Here is an 18,313-nt window from a genome sequence, read left to right on the forward strand (position 1 = left end):
GCCCCTCACGCCGGTATCCGGCGGAACGGCTCCAGGGCGGCGCGCAGCGCGGCGGGCACCGGTACGGGTACCGTCTCCCGGCCGTCGCTGCGCAGACAGGCCACCCGCTGGGTACCACGTGCCACCAGGTGTTCGCCCTCCGCGTCGAGAAGGACGTAGTCGAAGCTGAAGCCGACCTGGGTGCTGAGGAGTTCATCCAGCCGCAACCGGACGGCGACGGTGTCGAAGGCGGTCAGCTCCCGGAAGTACTCGCAACGGCAGCTCACGGTGAACAGCCTCAGTCCCGCACGCAGTTCGTCGAGCACCGTGGGCGCGTGCTCCTTCAGGAAGCTCTCCCGGCAGCGCCCCTGCCAGGACACGTAGTGGGCGAAGTAGACATTGCCGACGAGGTTGGTGTCCTCGAAGCCCACGATGTGCCGGTACTCGAAGAAATCAGGCATGACCCTCCCTTTCCTCATGAGCGACGGCGACCACACAGGGCACCGTCCCGTCCGGCCCGGTCCTGGTGACGACCGGATAGGCGAGAGCCGTGAACCGGCCCGCCGTGAACTCGGCGCCGCCGTCGTCGCGGACCCGCCGCAGATGGGGGCGGTCGCCGCGACCGCCACCGGCCTTCTGCAGGGCCTCGGCCACCGCCCAGACGGCCGTCCGCGCGTGGTCGGCGGGCAGCGCGGCGGCGGGCCAGCCGGCCGTGACCAGGGCGGCGGCCAGCGCCGTGCCGCCCGGGCCCAGCAGCCCGGCCCAGTCCGGCTCGTCCCGGTGGGCGACCTCCTCGATGTCGCAGCCCACCGGTCGGTCCGCCGCGAGCGCGAGGGTGAGTCCGGCGCCGTGGGACGCGCTGACGTGCGGGCCGCCGTCCTCGGGGTCCGGCCTGCCGTCCGGGCGGCGGGTACCGGGGAGGCCGCCCCCGGTGAGCCGGGCGAGGACATCCCGTGAACTACCCCGGCCCGGGCCCCCCGTGCGCTCCACCAGGACCCGTGGACCGGGCCCGGCGGGCCCCCACGCCCTGGTGAGCAGCGGGGGCAGCAGCGCGGCGGGCCAGGGCCGCGGGCCTCCGGCGCGACGCGGTGCGCGGACGGCGTGCAGCACCAGGTCGTCCCAGCGCTCGACCACCCGGCCCGAGCTGTCGGTGACGGTGAGCCGGTAGACGAACTCGTCGCCGTCGTGCGCCGTCTCCCTCGCCGTCAGCAGCAGTTCTCCCGCCGCCCGGGCGGTCCGCCCGAAGGTGATCCGGCCCACCGAGACGGGCAGCAGCGTCCGATGGGGCACACAGACCTGCACGGCGTGCAGGAAGGCGTCCCGCGCGCCCGGGTCACCGAGCACGAGCGTCCGCGGGTGGAACATCCCGAACCAGTCGCCGTCGTCCGCCGTGGAGATCACCGCGGCACAACCGCGGGCGGCGATCTCCCGGTACCGCAGCACCCGCCGGAAGCGGCCGCTCTGGAACAGCGGGCCGCCGTACAGATCGCGCCCCGGGTCCAGCGCCGGTCCGCGGCCGTCGGAGACCGGGCCGGCCGGCATCTCCCGTACGGGCGCCGGTTCCGGTTCCGCGACGGCGGCCGGATCGCCGGTCCCGCTCAACTGGACCGTGCCGCTCATATGGTCGACCGCGAACCCCGTCCCGTCGCCGCGGATCACCACGTCGACCGTGCCGTCGTGCCGGGCGAGCGCCGCGATGCGCAGGACCGTGGTGCCGCGCTCGGCGACCGTGACCGCCCGGTGGAACACGACATCGGTCAGCGCCGTGACCCGGGACGGCCCGCGGACCGCGGTCGCCGTCTGGGCCATCGCCTCCAGGGCCATCACCCCCGGCAGCAGCGCCTGGCCCTCCAGCACATGGTCCTGGAGGTACGGGTCGGTGCCCAGGGACAGTTCCGCCTCGGTGATCAGTTCGGCGCCGGGGCAGTCCACCAGCACACGCTCCGCGAACCGTCCGTCCCGCTCGGTCCGGTCCCGGTACGCGAGGGTCGCCGGGGTGCCGGTCCGGGAAGCGAGGATCACCGGACCTGCCAGCGCCGGATCGGCCAGCACCCGGCCCAGGGCATCGAGTCCGTCGTCCACGGTGAGCGGGCTGACGCCCTGCCGCGCGAGCGAGTCGAGGACCCCCAGCCGGTCGCCCATCCCGGTGCCGGACCACACCGACCACTCCAGGGTCAGGCCCCGGCAGCCGGGCCGGTCACGGCGGTAGTCGTCGACGAAGGCGCGCAGCCACTCGTTCGCGGCGGCGTAGTGCGCCTCACCGCGCAGCCCGGAACGGCCGATGACACTGCCGAAGGCGAGCAGCAGCCGCGGGGCCCGGTCGCCGAGGGCGTCCAGGACCAGCCGCAGTCCGTCCACCTTCGGGCGGACGGTGGCGTCGAACTCCTCCTCGTCCAGATACCGCAGCGCGGTCGGCACATTGCGTCCCGCGCCGTGCACCACCACGGTGACCGGACCGAGGGCGGCCCGGATGCCGCGGACGGCGGACCTGACGGCCTCGGGGTCGGTGACATCGGCGCTCGTGTACCGCACGTCCGGGCCGAGCCGGGCGAGGTTCTCCCGCAGCGATTCGTCGTCCTCGGGCCGGGTACGTCCCAGGACGGCGATCCGGGCTCCGCCGCTCCCCGCGGCCAGCATCCGGGCGCACTCGGCGGTGATCCCCCGGCCGCCCCCGGTGACGAGGACGACATCGTCGGCGCTGAGCGCGGGCCCCGGCGCGGCCGGGAGCGGGACCGGGGCCAGCGCGGGGGTCAGCCGGGTGCCGTCGGCGCGATAGCGCGCCTCGGTGAAGCCCCGCGCCGCCGCGGTCTCGGCCGCGAGCCGCGACACCCACCGCTCCCCGCGCAGCTCGCCGTCCGGGATCCCGGGGACGGTGATCAGACACACGGTGGTGGCCGGACGTTCGAGGTGCAGCGACTTGACGAAGCCGCCGCCCACCGGGCCGCGCTGGACCACGACCAGCAGACCGTCGTCCTTGACCGCGCCGGCCGCGGCCAGGAGCAGTCCGGCCGTCCCGGCGCCGGCGCGCGCGGGCAGGCACAGCAGGGTGCCGCCGGACCGGGACACCCGGGCCAGCGCGGCCGGCAGCACACCGGCCAACGCGTCGCGCGGGTCCGCGACGACCTGCCAGCCTTCGGTACCGGTGGGCGCGGTGTCCGGTTCCGTGTCCGGGCCGGTGGCGGGCAGCGGGTCCGCCGCCCAGTCCATCCGGTACCCGCGTACCCAGGAACCCACCCCGGGGACCGGCGCGGAGGCGGCCTCGTCGGCGCGCTCCGGCCCGGCGGAGAGCAGCGCGGCGATCTCGCCGACCGTCGCCGTGGCCATCGGGGTCATCTCCACCGGCGGATCCACACCGATGTCCGCCGCCGTGCGCGCCACGATCTGACCGACCGTGATGGAGCTCAGATGGAGGTCGTCGAGGAGCGCCAGCTCCGGGCCGATCGCCGCCACCGGCAGCTCCGCCCGCTCCGCGACACGCGCCCGCAGCGCGGTGAGCGCGTCGGCGGGGGCGTCCGCGATCCCGGCCGCCGGGCCCTCGGCCTTCCCGGGCGTGCCGTCCGCGGCGCTCGGCGGGGGCTCATGGTCGGCGGGGGCGGGCGGTACCTCCTCGCAGGGGTTGGTCAGGAACCGGAACGTCCGGTCGAGGGGGAACGGCCGGGTCAGCCGGTCGTCGAACAGGACCCGCGGCCGTACCGGGGCACCGAGCGCGTGGGCCGCGGCCACCACGTCCAGCAGCCCCCGTACGGAGGCGGCGTCCGTGGCGACGCTGACCACCGGCACCCCGGGGGCGCATGCCGCGGCGAACGCCGCGAGGGAGTGGCCGGGACCCGCCTCGACGAACAGTTCGGTGGTGTCGGCCACCGCGCCCACCGCCCGCGCGAACAGCACGGGGGAGACCAACTGCCGGGCGAGCAGGGCGGAGAGATCGTCGCCGGGTCCCAGCAGCCGCCCCGTGACGGTGGAGACGACCGGCCGCAGCGCAGGACCGACCGGCTCGCCGGCCAGCGCGTCCGGGAGGGCCCGCGCGGCCCCGGCCATCTGCGGTGAGTGGAACGCGTGCGACACCTGGAGCGCGGTGGCGTCCACCCCCTCCCGCCGCGCCGCGGCCGTGACGGCCGCGACCTCCGGCGGCGGCCCGGACACCACGGTCTGCCGGGGCCCGTTCAGCGCCGCCACCACCGCCCCGGTGCCCTTGGCCCACTCCTCCACCCGGTCGGCCGCCGCGTCCAGCGCGGTCATCGCGCCCGCGCCCCCGGGCGCCGCGGCCATGAGCTCCGCGCGGTGCCCGACGAGCCGCAGCAGGGTCGCGGCGTCGAAGCTCCCCGCCCAGTGCAGCGCGGTCAGTTCCCCGAGGCTGTGCCCGATCGCGGTGTCCGCCTCGACCCCCACCCCGGTCAGCACCCGCAGCGCGGCCAGGGACGCGGACACGATGCGCGGCTGTGCCACCCGGGTGTCCGCGCCGTCCTGGACACCGGCCCCGCCGAGGGCCGCGACCTCGGCCCACACCCGGTCGAAACGCGCCCGGAACGCCTGTCCCGCGCCGCGGGCGCCCTGGCCGGGCAGCAGCAGGGTGATCCGTGGCCGTCCGGAGCCCTGGCCGAGGAACACCCCGCCCGACGGGTCCACGACCTGACCGGCCCCGGAGACGGCGAGGTCCGCGAGCCGGGTCAGCCGGGCGCCCGCCTCCCGGGGGGTGGCCGCGACGACGGCGCCCCGCGCCCCGTGCGCCGGGCCGCTGTGCCCGGCGGCCAGGGTGGCGGCGAGATCGGTGAGTTCCGCGTACGACATCCGCGCGGTCAGGGCGGCGAGCCGCAGACACCGCTCCCGCAGCGCCGGGCCGTCCGCCGCGGCGAGCACCAGCAGTTCGGACGTCTGGGGGGTACGGGCCGCGAGCGGCATCACCGTACGGGCCGCCGGACGCGGCCCGGCCGCCTCGACGGCGACATGGGTGTTGATCCCCCCGAAACCCATGGCGGAGACCCCGGCCCGGACCGGGCCCGCGGGGAACTCCTCCGGCCGCTCCGCGAGCCGCAGCGACCGGCCCCGCGCGGTCAGCAGCGGATGGGGCAGCCGCACCCCGGTCGCGGGCGGCAGCACGCGGTGCCGTACCGCCTGGACCGCCTTGATGAGTCCCGCGACCCCCGCGGCGGCCTTGGTGTGACCGATGTTGGCCTTGACCGAGCCGATGACCGCGGGCGGCCCGTCCGTGCCGTGCGCGGTGGACAGGGCGCCCAGTTCCGTGGTGTCACCGACCTTGGTGCCCGTCCCGTGCCCCTCGAAGCAGCCGACGGACCCGGGCGCGTACCCGGCCAGTGTGTAGGCCCGGTGGACGGCCAGCAGATGCCCCTCGGCCGTGGGGCGGGTGATGCTGCCCGCGCCGTCGCTGGAGACCCCCCACCCCGTCAGCACGGCGCGGCCCTCAAGACCGGCGGCGTCGGCGTCCCGCTCGCGCATCAGCACCAGGACCCCGCAGCCCTCGCCGGGCAGAAAGCCCCGCGACGCCCGGTCGTACACCAGCATCTCGTCGGTGGCGAGCGCCCCGGTACGGGCGAAACCGATCAGCTCGAACGGATCGATGCTGAGGTCGACCCCGCCGACGATCGCCGCGTCGGCCTCACCGGAGGCCAGCATCCGGCAGCCGTCCGCGACCGCGAGGAGCGACGACGCGCACGCGCCGTCCACGGTGAACCCGCCGCCCCGCAGATCGAAGTGGTTGCAGATCCGTCCGGCCACGGTATTGGCCAGCCCACCCGCGAGGGTGTCCTCGTCGGGTTCGGGGAACGGCGCCTTGAACCGGTGCTCCAGTTCCCTGAGCAGTTCGGCCGACTCCCGCAGGCCCATGCCCCGCTCGTCGAGCAGTCGTGCGACGATCCGCCGGACGTACGGATAGCGCAGCCTCAGCGAGTTGGCCCGGCTGCTGTCCCCGGTGAGGGAGTTGCCGAGGACCACCGCGGTCGACGCCCGCGGCAGCCCCCGGCCCTGCCGCAGACCGGCGTCGAGCAGCGCGCGGCGCGCGGTGTCCAGCGCGAGCCAGTGCACGGTGTCGGTGGTGCGGAACGTGGTGCCCGCGATCCCGAAGTCCGCCCGGTCGAAGGTGAATCCCTCCAGGAGCGCGGCATGCGTCAGCGCGAACGAGTCGGCGCCCGCTGCCCCGGGGAGGTAGTCCGCGGTGTCGAGCCGCTCCGGCGGGATGGGCCGGAAGGCCCGGCGGCCCGCCAGGACGTTCTCCCAGAGCTGGTCCGGATCGTCCGCGTCCGGATAGCGGCAGGCCATCCCGACCACGCTGATCCGCGGCGCCGCGTTCACGCGCCGGCCCCGGCGGCGGGCGCGCCCGAGGGGAGCGCCGGACGGCGGAGCACGGTCAGCGCGTGCGCGGCCCACCAGCCCGCGCCGCGTACCGCGCACACCAGGCTCACCGCGAAGAACAGCGTGTACGGGATGTGCGCGAGGATGAGCAGTCCGTACACGACACCCACGCTCGCCCCGAAGACCACCTGGTCCCGGGGCCGGAACGGGGTGGTGCCCGGGTCGGTGATCATGTAGTTGGTGAACAGGATGAACGCCACCCCGCTCATCACCGAGAGCGCCGACACCAGACTGCTGTCCAGGAACAGCCAGCGGGCCACGGCCTGGAGGACGAACGCCCCCACCCACCCCGCGATCAGGGGCAGTTTGCGGGTCAGCTTGGCGTTCAGCAGGGTCCCGGCGATCAGGATCACGGCGGGCAGCCCCCAGCTCCCGTACGCGTTGAGGTGCTCGGTGAAGTGGTAGGGCGGCGCGATGGCGATCCAGCTGTAGGCGAGCAGCACGACGGTGATCCCGAAGTTCGACGGGTTCATGAAGTGCCGCATCCGGCCCTTCACCGGCGCCCGCAGCACGGTCTTCTGGGCGACGCCGATCACCACGGCGCACAGCATCGGCAGGATGTGGTCGTTGGCGTAGAGCAGCATGTTGCACGCGAGCGCGGTGATGTGGGCGGGCAGCAGGAACTCGTAGAGCGCCCGGAACCCCCCGCCGAAGCGCGTGGGCCGCCGCTCGCTCCAGGCGGTGAGCCACTCCAGCAGGATCTCCGTCGCGTAGGCGGCGGCGACCGCCGCCAGCGGCCAGAGCCACGGCTGTTCGAAGCCCAGCACGGTGTAGCCGAGGATGTTGAGTACCGAGATCGACAGGGCGAAGTTGCGCAGGGCCACATAGCGGGGATCGGGGAGGGGACGTTTCTTCTCCGTCCCGGGCGGTGCTTCCCGGTCGGCACCGGGACGCGTCCGGTCGGGTATGTCCTGCTGGGGCCGGGCGAGATGGGTCATCGCTTGGTCACCTCCGTGGCGCGGGCGTCGAGCAGGAGCGTGTGCCGTCCGGCGTTCAGCGTGAGCGACTGCCGTCGCGGGGTGCCCGTCGTGTCGAGCCACCGGATCTCCACGTGGGCGGACGCGCTGTCGCCGAGTCCGCCGGACAGGAGGAAGTCACGTTTGCCGGAGTGGCCGCTGCCGCCGTCGACCTGGTGCAGGGTGGTCCGTCCGTCGACGGTGATCCGGGCCTGGGCGCCGACGGCCGGTGTGCCGCCGGACGGCGCTCGGTCCCCGCGGACCGGCTTGCGCAGGTCCAGGGTGATCCGCCGGTCGGCGGCCGGAGCGTCGTTGCGGTAGTAGACGGGCGCGCCCCACTGCCGGGCGACGGCGAGTCCTGGACCGCCGCCGGGCCGGGAGTGCCCGAGGGCGACGCCCCGGCTGGGGATCGACTCGTCGATACCGAGACGCTCCGCGATGTCTATGTACCCGCCCTTGCCGTCGGGTGCCCAGAAGGACAGCGGCTGACGGCCCGACAGATCGTCGCCGGGTTCGAAATCCGGCCAGACCTGGGGGAACCTGAGCAGTTCGTCGTTGGCCATGGCCAGTTCCTGGAGCTCGGGCCAGCGGTTGGTGTCGCCCCGCACGAAGCCGTTGGTCTGTACGATCGCGGGCAGCCCGCCACCGGCGAAGTCGGCGGCCTTGGCATCCCAGCTCCAGCCGCTCCACGCCACCCCGAGGTCCGCGCTGCGGTCCGTGAACGGGGCACGGCCGTCCTTCAACGCGCGCCGGGCCGCCTCGGGTCCGGAGGCGTCGTTGAGGAACGCGAAGTTGCTCTCCTGGAGCCCGAAGGACGTCGTGATGTTCGAGACGAAGATGTCGAAGCGTCCCCTGCCGCGCAGATCGGCGAAGTCGACGCCCATCCCCTTGAAGGAGTCGTTGCCGAGCGCCTTCGACTTGGGGGTCGTCGGGCCCCGGCGCCCGTGCACCGCCGTGAAGGCGATCCGGCCCGGCGACGAGTCGTTGCGCAGCAGATGGTCGGGGCCGAAGTCGTTGCCGATGTACAGCTCGGGCAGCAGGTCCCCGTCGATGTCCGCGGCGGCGGCGGCCAGCGTCCAGCCCTTCGCCTGGCCGCGCGGCAGGGCGCCCGGCACCTCCGTGTAGCGGGCCCCGGCCGCGGTGCGGCGCAGCAGATGCCCGCCTCCCGCGTTCCGGGCGTGGGACATGGAGTGCTGCATGACGACGTCGTCGGTGCCCTCGGGGTCCAGGATCCTGGAGTCGGGGAAGTAGTTGCCGACGAAGATGTCCGGGTGGCTGTCGCCGTCGAAGTCCGCGACGGACACGGCGTTGGAGTTCCAGCGCGGGCCCCGGTAGGTGCCGCCCGCCGGCCCCTCGGCCGGTACGAGTTCACGCGGGGTGTACGAGCGGTGGGACAGCGGGGTCCGTGAGCCGTCGCGCAGGAACAGGACCGGGGTACGGCCCCAGTAGTAGACGAGCAGATCCATCCGCCCGTCCTCGTCGTAGTCGCCCGGGACGCAGCCCATGGGCGCCATCACGGAGTCCATGGGCAGCGGCGCGGGGTCCAGCACGAAGGGGGTGTAGCGCGTGCCCGTCCCCGGGACCGGTGTAACCACCACCTTGTCGGTACGGGAGTCCACGACGCACAGGTCCGCGGACGAGCCGGTGCCGTCCAGGTCGTTCATGGCGATCCCCGCGCCCACCGACGAGATCCACGACTGGATCCTGCTGTAGGCGGGGTGCACCGGCCGGACGGTCCGCTCGCCCGGCTGGTAGCCCGGGGGGTAGGCGATCGGCAGGCGGGTGAAGGCGTAGTCGGCGGCGGTTCTGGTCACGGCTCCGGGCGACGGTTCGGGTTTGCGTGCGGCGACCATCGTGGTCGTCATCAGGACAAGGGCGACCAGGACGGGGATGCTCTTGCGTAGGCGGGAGGAGCGGTCTCCGGGCATGGGTGTCCAATCCGTCAGTCGGTGAAGTGCCGCTGGATCCTGCGACGCCATTCCTGGTAGGCGGGCTCCCTCCCGTCCGGGGGCAGTGCCTGCCGGGTCTCACGGGTGACCGCCGCCGCGGTACGGGCGTCCACACCGCACAGCACCCGCACGGCGTGCTCGGTGTGGTCGGTGGTCAGTCCGGCGTGCGTCCGGGCCTCCGCGGCGAAGGCCGCGCCCTGCCGCAGCGGGGGGAGGTGCTCGCCCGCCTTCTCGACCAGCAGCCGCAACGCCTGGTCGGTGCCCGCCTGCGCGTAGACGGCCGCCAGTCCCACCCCGGCCCACAGATCGGGGTGGCGCCGCGGGGCGAACCCGCGCAGCCGTGCCGCGATGCGCTCGGGGTCCGCGCACTCCACGAACCACAGGGCTCTGCCGATCCCCTGGTCGACAACGTTGGCAACGGCGTCCGGCAGGCCCGGCCAGCCGGGCAGCCGGGCCGACCACCGTCCGTCGGCGCGGGCCGGGGTCCGGAAGTACGCTTCGTGGAAGCCGTAGCCGTCCAGGGCCAGCCAGCGCAGCAGCGGGTCGGTGGGGACGGCGTGCCGCCACAGGGGGCGCGGCAGCCGTGCGAGCGCCCAGCCCGCGCCGACATGGACCATATAGGTGTGGGCGGCCCCCGAGGTCTTCAGCAGGCCGGCCACCCGGTCGCGGCGCGGGCCGACGGCGTCGAGCAGGGCGAGTCCCATCGCGGCCCCCTCGAAGGCGAATCCCTGCCGTTCGCGCGGGACGGAGCCGGTGAGGGTGTCCCCGAGCCGGTCGACCCCGGTCCCGGAGGTCGCGCTGCGCAGCCCGGACAGGAAGGTCGTGCCCGCCGCCTCCAGGGCCCGCCGGTCGGGCTCGGTACCCGGATGGAAGCCTCTGCGTTCGAACGTGGCGACGGTGGCCGCGGGGGTGATCAGACCGCCCCTCAGACGTTGGAGGGGCCGGGCGAGGATGCGCTGTGACACGGACACGGACACGTTTCACCCCAGTCGGCTGGATGCCCACGGAATCAAGGCCGTACGGGTCCAGCCGGCACACGGCATAGACGCCGTGTCATATTCTTATAAGTTCGCTCTTCATATAGAAGAGAGGATCACAAACCGATGGATTCTGGCTCAAATCAGCTTGTGTGTTTCTATAAGATATAGCGTTCCTGGGATAGGTGCCCGTTGCTTCTCCCTCGCACGCATGCCCTCTGCCTGCGGATATGAGGGTCGTCGCACCCTTCCGCCATGCCCGGATCGCATCGTCCCGCCGGTCGGTCACTTTGTAAAGATATAGGATCAGTTGAGGTTCTGGGCGGCATGCTGAGGTGTATGTACCGCCATATATGCCGGATTGCCGCGTGATGCGACCGGAGTGGACGCCTCCGGTGGTCCGGCGCCGACCCGTACATCCCCCTCCCCGAGGGGCGTCCTCGGGGGAAGTGGCGGTGCGGCAACCGGATTCCGCCGTTCGGTGGAATCCATGACGTCCACGGACGAAGTGGGTGATCGTGGCGGCGGCCCCTCCTATCGTCGGTGGATGGGAATCACGCATGTGCAGCTCTTCTCGGTGCCGGTGTCGGACCAGGAGAAGGCCAAGGACTTCTACGTCGGGACCGTCGGCTTCGAACTGCTCAGGGATCAGCCGGGCGTGCACGGAAGGTGGTTGCAGGTCGCACCGAAAGGGGCGGACACCAGCCTGGTGCTCGTCGACTGGTTCGAGACGATGGCGCCGGGCAGCGGCCGGGGACTGCTCCTGCGGACGACGGACGTGGACGCGGACTGCGCGCGGCTGCGGGAGCGCGGGGTGACGGTCGAGGGCCCGAGGGCCACTCCATGGGGACGGCAGGCCACCTTCACCGATCCGGACGGCAATGTCCTGGGGCTCAACCAGAGTGCGGACGAACGCGGTTGAGGCCCTAGGTCACGGCCGGACCTGACGACCTGAAGGCCACTTGTCCGCACCCTGCCCCGCTGCTAGAAAGGTCACTGCGCAATCGAGTAGCCGGACACCGTCGGCGGGCTGCCCGCCGGGGAGGACACGGCGACGGGCACCGGCGTGGGCCCCCGTGGTGACGGCGGGCTCGCCCCGCCGTCCTGGCGGGCAGGGACAGCGAGGACCACGTCCGCACCGCCGACGCGTGTCCACCCGTCCCCTTCGGGCGGTGGCCGTGGGCGGCCGGCACCCTGCCGCGCAGCGCTCCACGCCGGTGGCCGCGGGATGTCCGAATCCGTTCGCACGGTGAGGAAGTGCACCCATTAATGAGGTCATGCCAGGCCACGAACTCCCCTCCTCCGGACTGCTCCCGTTTCTGCGCCGGGCGAAGGACCTGATGGACCGCTCGTACGCCGATCCGCTGGATCTCACCACCCTGGCCGCCGAGGCCGGGTGCTCGCGCTTCCACTTCCTGCGCTCGTTCCAGGCGGCGTACGGCGAGACACCCGGCCGCTATCTGACCCAGCGGCGTATCGAACGGGCCCGCGATCTGCTGCGCGCCACGAACCTCACCGTGGCGGAGATCTGCCATCTCGTCGGGTACTCGAGCGTCGGCTCGTTCAGCTCCCGGTTCTCCGAGGTCGTGGGTGTCTCCCCGACCGCCTACCGGGGGGAGATCGCGCGGCAGGGTGGCCCTCCGCCCATCCCCGGGTGCTACCTGTTCATGTGTGCCCGCCGTGAGGGCGTCACCGCCGGACCGCGGACCGCGAGCGCGCCCCAGGACCCTCCGGACGATTCGCGCAACCCCCCGGACACAAGCGGAACCAAGGTCCGCAATCCAGGAGATGTCACTGACCGGACGCCTCGATAGCGTCTGCTCACAGCTCAACTGCTCCACGTCGGAAGGAAGTCCATGCGCGCTCGTCTCTCCCATGTCACCATCCCGGTGCTCGACCAGGATTCCGCGAAGGCCTTCTACACCGAGAAGCTCGGGTTCGAGGTCCGCAACGACATGACCATAGGCGAACTGCGCTGGCTCACCGTCGGCCCCAAGGACGAGCCCGAGGTCGAGATGGTCCTGCGCAAGGTCGGGCCCCCCGAGTACGACGAGGAGACCACCGCGCACTTCCGGGACCTCATCGCCAAGGGAGTCATCGGCGTCGGCGTGCTCCATGTGGAGAACACCCGCGCCACGTACGAACGGCTGCGCCAGGCGGGAGTCACGTTCGTCCAGGAACCGGTCAAGCGGCCCTTCGGTACGGAGGCGGTGTTCCGCGACGACTCCGGCAACTGGTTCAGCCTCAACGACAGCCGGGGCTGAACCCGCTGAGAAGGGAAGGACCGCATCGTGGTTCAAGATCCGAAGCAGGCCGGGCGGAGCGCGGGCCCGGCCGGCTCCGCGGCCCCCACGGCCGGCGACCGCAGCAGCAACGGCCTCCGCAGCCCCTGGATCGTCCTGACCGCGGTCGCCCTGGGCACGATGATGGAAGCCCTCGACGGCACCGTCGTCGCCGTGGCCAACCCGGTCATCGCCGTCGATCTCGACACCGACCTCTCCACGCTCCAGTGGGTGACCAACGGCTACATGCTGGCCGTCGCCTGTGTGCTGGTCACCGCGGGAAAACTCGGTGACCGCTACGGGCACAAGAAGTTCTTCCTCATCGGGATGGCCGCCTTCTCCGCCACCTCGGTGATGGCGGGCCTCGCCGACAACATCGGCATGCTGATCTTCTGGCGCGTCCTCCAGGGCATCAGCGGCGCGGTGCTCGCACCCAGCGGACTCGCCGTGCTCAAGGCCACCTTCCCCAAGGACAGGCTGAAGGTGGCCATCGGGGTCTGGAGCGCCGTCGGCGCCCTGGCCATGGCGGCCGGACCCTTCATCGGCGGGGTGATGGTGGACCTGCTGAACTGGCGCTGGGTCTTCTTCGTCAACCTGGTCGTCGGGGTCGCCGCGTTCGCCCTCGGGGCATGGGCGATCCCCGCGATCCGCCCGGAGGGCGCCGGCCGGTCCTTCGATCTGCCCGGTGTCGTCCTGCTCACCGCCACGCTGTTCGCCCTGGTCTGGGGAATCATCCAGGTCCCCGAACACGGCTGGGGGGCGGGCCGGACACTCGGCTCGTTCGCCGCGGCGCTCGTCCTCGGCACGCTGTTCGTCCTGCGCGAACGCACGACCGCCGAAGCGCTCCTCCCACCCTCGCTGTTCCGGCTGCGCGCCATCTCGATCGGTACGACGGCCCTGCTCGTCGGCGGGTTCGCCGCCTTCGGCGCCACGTTCTACCTGGCGCTGTACCTCCAGCAGGTGCACGGTTTCGAGCCGATGCAGGCGGGACTCGGACTGCTGCCGTTCACCGTGCTGTTCGGTGTCGGCGCGCCGACGGGAGCCGTGCTCAACCAGCGGTTCGGGCCCAGGGTCCCGCTCTCGCTCGGTCTGTCCCTGATCGCGGTGGCCCTCCTGGGGCTCTCCTGGATGACGGGGGACTCCTCGTACCACGCGATGTGGCCGTTCCTCGCCCCGCTCGGGGTGGGCATGGGCATGGTCGCCCCCACCGCCATCGAGATGATTGTCAACAGCGCGCCCAGCCAGCTCACGGGCGTGGCGTCCGGGCTCCAGCAGACGGCCCTGATGCTCGGCGGTGTCCTCGGTACGGCCGCCCTCGGCTCGATGATCTCGGCCCGGGTCAGCACCGTGCTGCCGCAGGAACTGGCGGACGCGGACGTGCCCGAACCCCTCGCCACGTCACTCGAACAGATGAGCAAGGTCGTCTCCCAGGGCGTCGTGCCCGTGCCGGAGGGCACACCGGCCTCGGCGGCGCGGGCCGCGGCCGACGCGGGACACGCCGCGTTCATGGAGGGATTCCAGCTCGCCATGCTCGGCGGTGCGGCGTTCGTCGTCGTGGGCGCGCTGCTCGTGCTGCTGCTCGCGCCCCGGGCGGAGATCGTGGCGGACGCGGACGCCACGCCGACGTCCGACGGTGAGCGGGACACCGCCGCCGGGGCGGAAACCGCGTCGTAGCGGCGCTCCCACCGCACACCACTCGTCCAGCACATCAACGACGGCGCCCTCGGTGCCCGGATATATCAGGAGGAACCATGATCTCGCACATCGGTACGATCGACGTCTTCGTCAACGACCAGGACAAGGCCGTCGACTTCTATGTGAACACCCTCGGCTTCGAGCTCCGGGAGGACCAGAGCTTCGGGCCCGTCCGCTGGGTCGAGGTCGCGCCCCCCGGCTCCCAGACCCGGATCGTGCTCTGCACCAAGGACTTCCCCGTCTACGAGGAGGGCAAGATCGGCAGGTTCACGGACATCCAGCTGGTCACCGAGGACATCAAGGCGACCCATGAGGAACTCGTGGGCCGTGGCGTGACCTTCACCCGTCCGCCGGAGCAGATGCCTTTCGGCGGCTCCAACGCCAGCTTCAAGGACCCGGACGGGAACGAGTTCTTCCTGCTCCAGCCCGCCGGCTGACCCGGCACGGACGCCCGCCGCCCGCCGCCCTCCGGGGGTCCGGCGGGCGGTGGTCCGCCCGGGGTCACGGACGGCGCCGCTGTCTCACTGCGGCGCCGCGGCACCCACCTGCTGGAAGTCCGCCTCCGGCCACAGGCCCCGCACGGTGCTCTCCAGAATCATCAACGACATGATCGGGAAGGCGAAGTCCGAGGCGGCGTAAAGCCGGTGGGCGCTCTGCACCTCGAAGACCCCGTTGCCGAACGGCGCCATGGCGAAGGCGTTGCCCGGCCCCGCCGACCGCGCGACGAGCTCCGCGATGTCGTCCACGAAGGCGTCCGTGTCGCAGTCAGGACCGACGTCGGCCATGCTCGCCAGCATGATCTCCCCGCACCGGCGGCCGTCCCCGGAGGCCAGCGCGGAGAAGAACCCGCCGATCAGGTTCCGCACCCGGTCCGGGAGTTGGACGCTGTACCCGGCGTCGAGGATCACCGCCCGCCCCCGCGGCAGGAGATAGATGTTCCCCGGATGCGGGTCGCAGTGCACGAACCCGTCCACGAACATCATCTTGTGCGCCGCGGACAGCACGGCGGAGGCGAGTCTGGCCCGCACCGGGTCGGGCAGGGTCCCCGGAGTACCTGTGTCCAACTCCGGGATGAATTCGAAGACCAGACACGTCGGCCGGGACAGCCGCGGATGGAGCTCGGGGACATCCACATCGGGCACGGCCGCCAGGTTCTCCCGCAGCCGGACGATGTTCGCCTCCTCGCGGCGCAGGTCGAGCTGGCCCAGGATGGCGTTGCTGACATACCCCACGAGATCGGCCATCGGCATCCCCCGCAGCTGGGGAAGACGTTCGCACGCCCGTACCAGCGCGCGGATCAGTGCCAGGTCCGCCCGCATCACCCCGTCGATACCGGGACGTTTCAGCTTCAGCGCGACCACGCGGCCGTCATGCAGCACCCCGCGGTACACACACGCGATGCTGCCACCCGCCACCGGAACGGCGTCGAGTCCGGCCAGGAACGGCGGGGGCGCGCCGCCGTACGCCTTGCGCCAGGCCCGCCGGGACTGCCGGGCGGTGATGGGCCGCACCGAGTCATGGAGCCGGGACAGCTCGTCGCACAGGGGCCCCGGAAGCACATCCCGGCGGGCGCCCGCGATCTGCGCGAACTTCACGAAGGTGGGCCCGAGGGCCTGGATCCGCCGTACGAGCCGGCGGCGCAGGAAGCGTCCGGCGGCGTCCCGGCCCCGCACCGCCCGTACGACGGCCAGGACCGGGAGGGTCACCAAAGCCTCGGCGGCCACCGCGAGGGTGAGGGAGCACAGCCGCAGCAGGACCCGGTGCACGGGGACCCGTACCTTCGGTGGCTGGTCCCCGGCGGCCGGGGAGCCGGTCGCGGCGGACTCCTTCGCAGGATCCAGCTGATCCATGGGGTCTCCTTGGAGCTCGTCGATCCGGTCGGTGAAGGCCCGTCAGGCGGCGTCGAACGCGAACATGCCGCGCAAGCCCCGCAGTTGGGCCGACTGGGGCATCACTGCGATCAGTCCGTCCCGCACCCCGCACAGCAGCGGATGGCGCCACTGGCCCATCCGGCCCATCCAGTGGGACTGGACGGTGACGGAATGCGCCCGCCGCCGGCGCCGCGCCGCGTACGCGCGCAGCGCCCCCGGGACATCGTCGGTACCGGCGAGATGACGAGCGAGCACCACCGCGTCCTCGAACGCCTGACAGGTGCCCTGCCCCATCGCCGGGGCGCTCGGATGGGCGGCGTCACCCACCAGGGTCACCGCACCTGTGCCCCAGTGCCGCAGCGGACGCCGGTCGTGGATGCCCGTCACACTCACGTCCGCCGGATCGGTGGCCCGCAGCACCCGCGGTACGGGATCGTGCCAGTCACCGAAACGCTCCAGGAGGAACGGCAGATGCCCGGTACTGCCCACCGTCCTCCTCTCGGGGGCGGCGAAGGCCGCGAACCAGTACATCCTGCCGTTCGGGAGCGGGAACAGCCCGAACTGCCGTCCGGCGCCCAGGGAGAGCAGGGCCGGATGACCGGGCTCCGCGACGGACGCCACGCCACGGCTCACCGCGTACCCGCTGTACCGCAGATCGCCGCCCCCGAAGAGCGACGCGCGCACCCGGGAGCGGATGCCGTCCGCCCCGATCAGCAGATCGCCCTCCTCCTCCCGGCCGTCGTCGAACCGGGCGACGACGACCCCGTGCTCCTCCCCGACGGCGACACAGCGGTCCCCGAACCGCACCTCCTCCGCCCCGTACGCGCCGTACAGGGCGTCGAGAAGATCAGCGCGCAGCAGCGCCCGTCCGGTGCCCCCGCACCGCTCCAGAAGATCCGGGGACGTGTACTGCAAGGTGTCACCACCCGCGGTACGCATCGCGAGCCCGGCGCTCGGCGCGCTGCGGGCCAGCACCGCCGCGGCGACACCGACGCTCTCCAGCGCCGTGAGCGCGTTCGGCCACAGCGTCAGCGCGCTGCCGCCCGTCCGCGGGCCTGGCGCGCCTTCGTGCACCCGGGTCTCCAGACCCGCGCGGCGCAGCAGGACGGCGGTTGCGAGTCCGGCGGGGCCCGCCCCGATGATCAGCGCGCGCCGGGCTCTCACCCCGGCCCCGGGGCACCGTTCGCGGGCCGCCCGCCATGGGGGGCACCCGGTTCCCACATGGAACTCCAGCCCCCTTCGGGGCCCGGGGCGGCGGCGAGCAGGTCCGGGATCTTCGCGACATCGAACACCCCCCAGTGCTCGGCGATCCTTCCCTCCCGGAACCGGAAGGTGTTGGAGCCGCCGATGGTGAAGGCGCGTCCGGTGGGCGGCAGACCCATGAACTCACCGGTGTGTTCGAAGTGCAGTTCGATCGCCTGCGCGAGGATGTCGCCCTCGCACACCGAGACCACCACCTCCACCCGGCGGGTGGTCAGGGCGTCAGCGGCCTGACCGAACCGGTGCGCCACACCCTCCCGCCCGGGCGGATCCCAGGGCGGCGCGAAATGATCCACGAAATCCGGTGTGAGAACATCCTGGATCACCGAGTATTCATGGGTGAAAAGCACGGCTCCACGGAATCGGCGGACGGTTTCCTCGTAAGTGGATTTCCGCTGCGCCGCGGTGGCGTACTGCGTCATAAGAGCGACTCCCCTCAGCGACGTGAACCGACGGAGAACTGAGCACGGGATGTCAGGCGGTGGCCTGGAGGAGATCGGCGGGCAGGAGTCCGAGCTGTTCCAGCAGATACAGTCCGTCGGCCACACCCCAGTGCTCGACCACGGTGCCGGAATCGATGCGCAGCTGGCCGAGCAGCGCGCAGCTCACCTTGCGGCCGGTGGGCGGCAGACCCAGGTACTCGCCCTGGTGAGTGCCCTCCACGGTGAGCCGGGTGGACACCAGATCGTCCTCCGCGACCAGGCTGTGCACCGTGAGACGCAGATCGGGGAAGGCCCGCATGAACCGCGCCATCTCGGCGGCGACGTCCGCGCCGGGCATCGGGCTTCCGTCCCGGCCGTGATGGACCATGTCCGGGGACCAGAACCGCATCATCCCCGCGAGGTCGCCGTTGTTCCAGGTGTCGATCATCTGCCGCACCACCGCCTTGTTCGCGGCCGTCGACGCGCCGGGGGAGTCGTTCCCCGGGGGGTTTTCCCGCTGAGCCGGCATGCCAATTCCTTCCGGAAGTCGCAGTCT

14 protein-coding genes are annotated in these 18,313 nt (G+C 72.6%); 5 read left to right on the forward strand and 9 right to left on the reverse strand.

Features of this window, described 5'->3' with window-relative positions; translation table 11 throughout:
• Positions 1–5: 5 nt before the first annotated feature.
• Genes AB852_RS18145 through AB852_RS18165 form a run of 5 tightly spaced genes read right to left on the reverse strand, consistent with a single transcriptional unit; the run spans position 6 to position 10,221 of the window.
• Positions 6–440 (reverse strand): acyl-CoA thioesterase, encoded by a 435-nt coding sequence (locus AB852_RS18145; RefSeq protein ID WP_073789563.1) that lies wholly within the window; start codon positions 438–440, stop codon positions 6–8.
• Positions 433–6,285, reverse strand: coding sequence for a type I polyketide synthase (locus tag AB852_RS18150; RefSeq protein ID WP_143201250.1), 5,853 nt, complete (start codon positions 6,283–6,285; stop codon positions 433–435). Before AB852_RS18150 ends, AB852_RS18145 begins: the two co-directional genes overlap by 8 nt.
• Positions 6,282–7,283 (reverse strand): enediyne biosynthesis protein, encoded by a 1,002-nt coding sequence (locus AB852_RS18155; protein ID WP_073789565.1) that lies wholly within the window; start codon positions 7,281–7,283, stop codon positions 6,282–6,284. Before AB852_RS18155 ends, AB852_RS18150 begins: the two co-directional genes overlap by 4 nt.
• Positions 7,280–9,229, reverse strand: a complete 1,950-nt coding sequence (locus AB852_RS18160; protein ID WP_073789568.1) for a CRTAC1 family protein — start codon at positions 9,227–9,229, stop codon at positions 7,280–7,282. Before AB852_RS18160 ends, AB852_RS18155 begins: the two co-directional genes overlap by 4 nt.
• A gap of 14 nt (positions 9,230–9,243) precedes the next feature.
• Positions 9,244–10,221 (reverse strand): DUF1702 family protein, encoded by a 978-nt coding sequence (locus AB852_RS18165; protein WP_218623272.1) that lies wholly within the window; start codon positions 10,219–10,221, stop codon positions 9,244–9,246.
• Between the two features lie 553 nt (positions 10,222–10,774).
• Between AB852_RS18165 and AB852_RS18170 the strand changes: the two genes are divergently transcribed.
• The 5 genes from AB852_RS18170 to AB852_RS18190 all read left to right on the forward strand — a co-directional run bounded on the left by AB852_RS18170 (position 10,775) and on the right by AB852_RS18190 (position 14,641).
• The gene (locus AB852_RS18170; protein ID WP_073789571.1) at positions 10,775–11,149 is read left to right on the forward strand and encodes a VOC family protein; all 375 of its coding nucleotides are present in this window, start codon (positions 10,775–10,777) and stop codon (positions 11,147–11,149) included.
• Between the two features lie 355 nt (positions 11,150–11,504).
• On the forward strand, positions 11,505–12,041 hold the full coding sequence (locus AB852_RS18175) for a helix-turn-helix transcriptional regulator (RefSeq protein ID WP_073789573.1): 537 nt from the start codon (positions 11,505–11,507) through the stop codon (positions 12,039–12,041).
• Between the two features lie 42 nt (positions 12,042–12,083).
• Complete coding sequence (locus AB852_RS18180; protein WP_073789575.1) at positions 12,084–12,491, forward strand: VOC family protein; 408 nt, start codon at positions 12,084–12,086, stop codon at positions 12,489–12,491.
• A gap of 27 nt (positions 12,492–12,518) precedes the next feature.
• The gene (locus AB852_RS18185) at positions 12,519–14,183 is read left to right on the forward strand and encodes an MFS transporter (protein WP_073789578.1); all 1,665 of its coding nucleotides are present in this window, start codon (positions 12,519–12,521) and stop codon (positions 14,181–14,183) included.
• Positions 14,184–14,260: 77 nt separating this feature from the next.
• A complete protein-coding gene (locus AB852_RS18190) occupies positions 14,261–14,641 on the forward strand; it encodes a VOC family protein (protein ID WP_073789581.1) in 381 nt (126 codons plus the stop codon).
• Between the two features lie 84 nt (positions 14,642–14,725).
• Here the strand turns inward: AB852_RS18190 and AB852_RS18195 are convergent, their stop codons facing one another.
• Genes AB852_RS18195 through AB852_RS18210 form a run of 4 tightly spaced genes read right to left on the reverse strand, consistent with a single transcriptional unit; the run spans position 14,726 to position 18,286 of the window.
• Complete coding sequence (locus AB852_RS18195; RefSeq protein WP_079184730.1) at positions 14,726–16,054, reverse strand: ABC1 kinase family protein; 1,329 nt, start codon at positions 16,052–16,054, stop codon at positions 14,726–14,728.
• Between the two features lie 42 nt (positions 16,055–16,096).
• Complete coding sequence (locus AB852_RS18200) at positions 16,097–17,239, reverse strand: FAD-dependent monooxygenase (protein WP_073789583.1); 1,143 nt, start codon at positions 17,237–17,239, stop codon at positions 16,097–16,099.
• Positions 17,236–17,757: an ester cyclase gene (locus AB852_RS18205; protein WP_079184732.1), complete on the reverse strand. Its 522-nt coding sequence runs from the start codon at positions 17,755–17,757 to the stop codon at positions 17,236–17,238. Before AB852_RS18205 ends, AB852_RS18200 begins: the two co-directional genes overlap by 4 nt.
• A 52-nt stretch (positions 17,758–17,809) precedes the next feature.
• A complete protein-coding gene (locus AB852_RS18210; RefSeq protein WP_079184733.1) occupies positions 17,810–18,286 on the reverse strand; it encodes an ester cyclase in 477 nt (158 codons plus the stop codon).
• Positions 18,287–18,313 lie beyond the last annotated feature (27 nt).

It is taken from the genome of Streptomyces uncialis (assembly GCF_001905345.1).
Lineage (GTDB): Bacteria > Actinomycetota > Actinomycetes > Streptomycetales > Streptomycetaceae > Streptomyces > Streptomyces uncialis.

Bases quoted from the DNA above. Each gene is read 5' to 3' on its own strand.
- AB852_RS18145 (WP_073789563.1), bottom strand. From the start codon at position 440: ATGCCTGATTTCTTCGAGTACCGGCACATCGTGGGCTTCGAGGACACC.
- AB852_RS18155 (WP_073789565.1), bottom strand. From the start codon at position 7,283: ATGACCCATCTCGCCCGGCCCCAGCAGGACATACCCGACCGGACGCGT.
- AB852_RS18160 (WP_073789568.1), bottom strand. From the start codon at position 9,229: ATGCCCGGAGACCGCTCCTCCCGCCTACGCAAGAGCATCCCCGTCCTG.
- AB852_RS18170 (WP_073789571.1), top strand. From the start codon at position 10,775: ATGGGAATCACGCATGTGCAGCTCTTCTCGGTGCCGGTGTCGGACCAG.
- AB852_RS18175 (WP_073789573.1), top strand. From the start codon at position 11,505: ATGCCAGGCCACGAACTCCCCTCCTCCGGACTGCTCCCGTTTCTGCGC.
- AB852_RS18180 (WP_073789575.1), top strand. From the start codon at position 12,084: ATGCGCGCTCGTCTCTCCCATGTCACCATCCCGGTGCTCGACCAGGAT.
- AB852_RS18190 (WP_073789581.1), top strand. From the start codon at position 14,261: ATGATCTCGCACATCGGTACGATCGACGTCTTCGTCAACGACCAGGAC.
- AB852_RS18195 (WP_079184730.1), bottom strand. From the start codon at position 16,054: ATGGATCAGCTGGATCCTGCGAAGGAGTCCGCCGCGACCGGCTCCCCG.
- AB852_RS18205 (WP_079184732.1), bottom strand. From the start codon at position 17,757: ATGACGCAGTACGCCACCGCGGCGCAGCGGAAATCCACTTACGAGGAA.
- AB852_RS18210 (WP_079184733.1), bottom strand. From the start codon at position 18,286: ATGCCGGCTCAGCGGGAAAACCCCCCGGGGAACGACTCCCCCGGCGCG.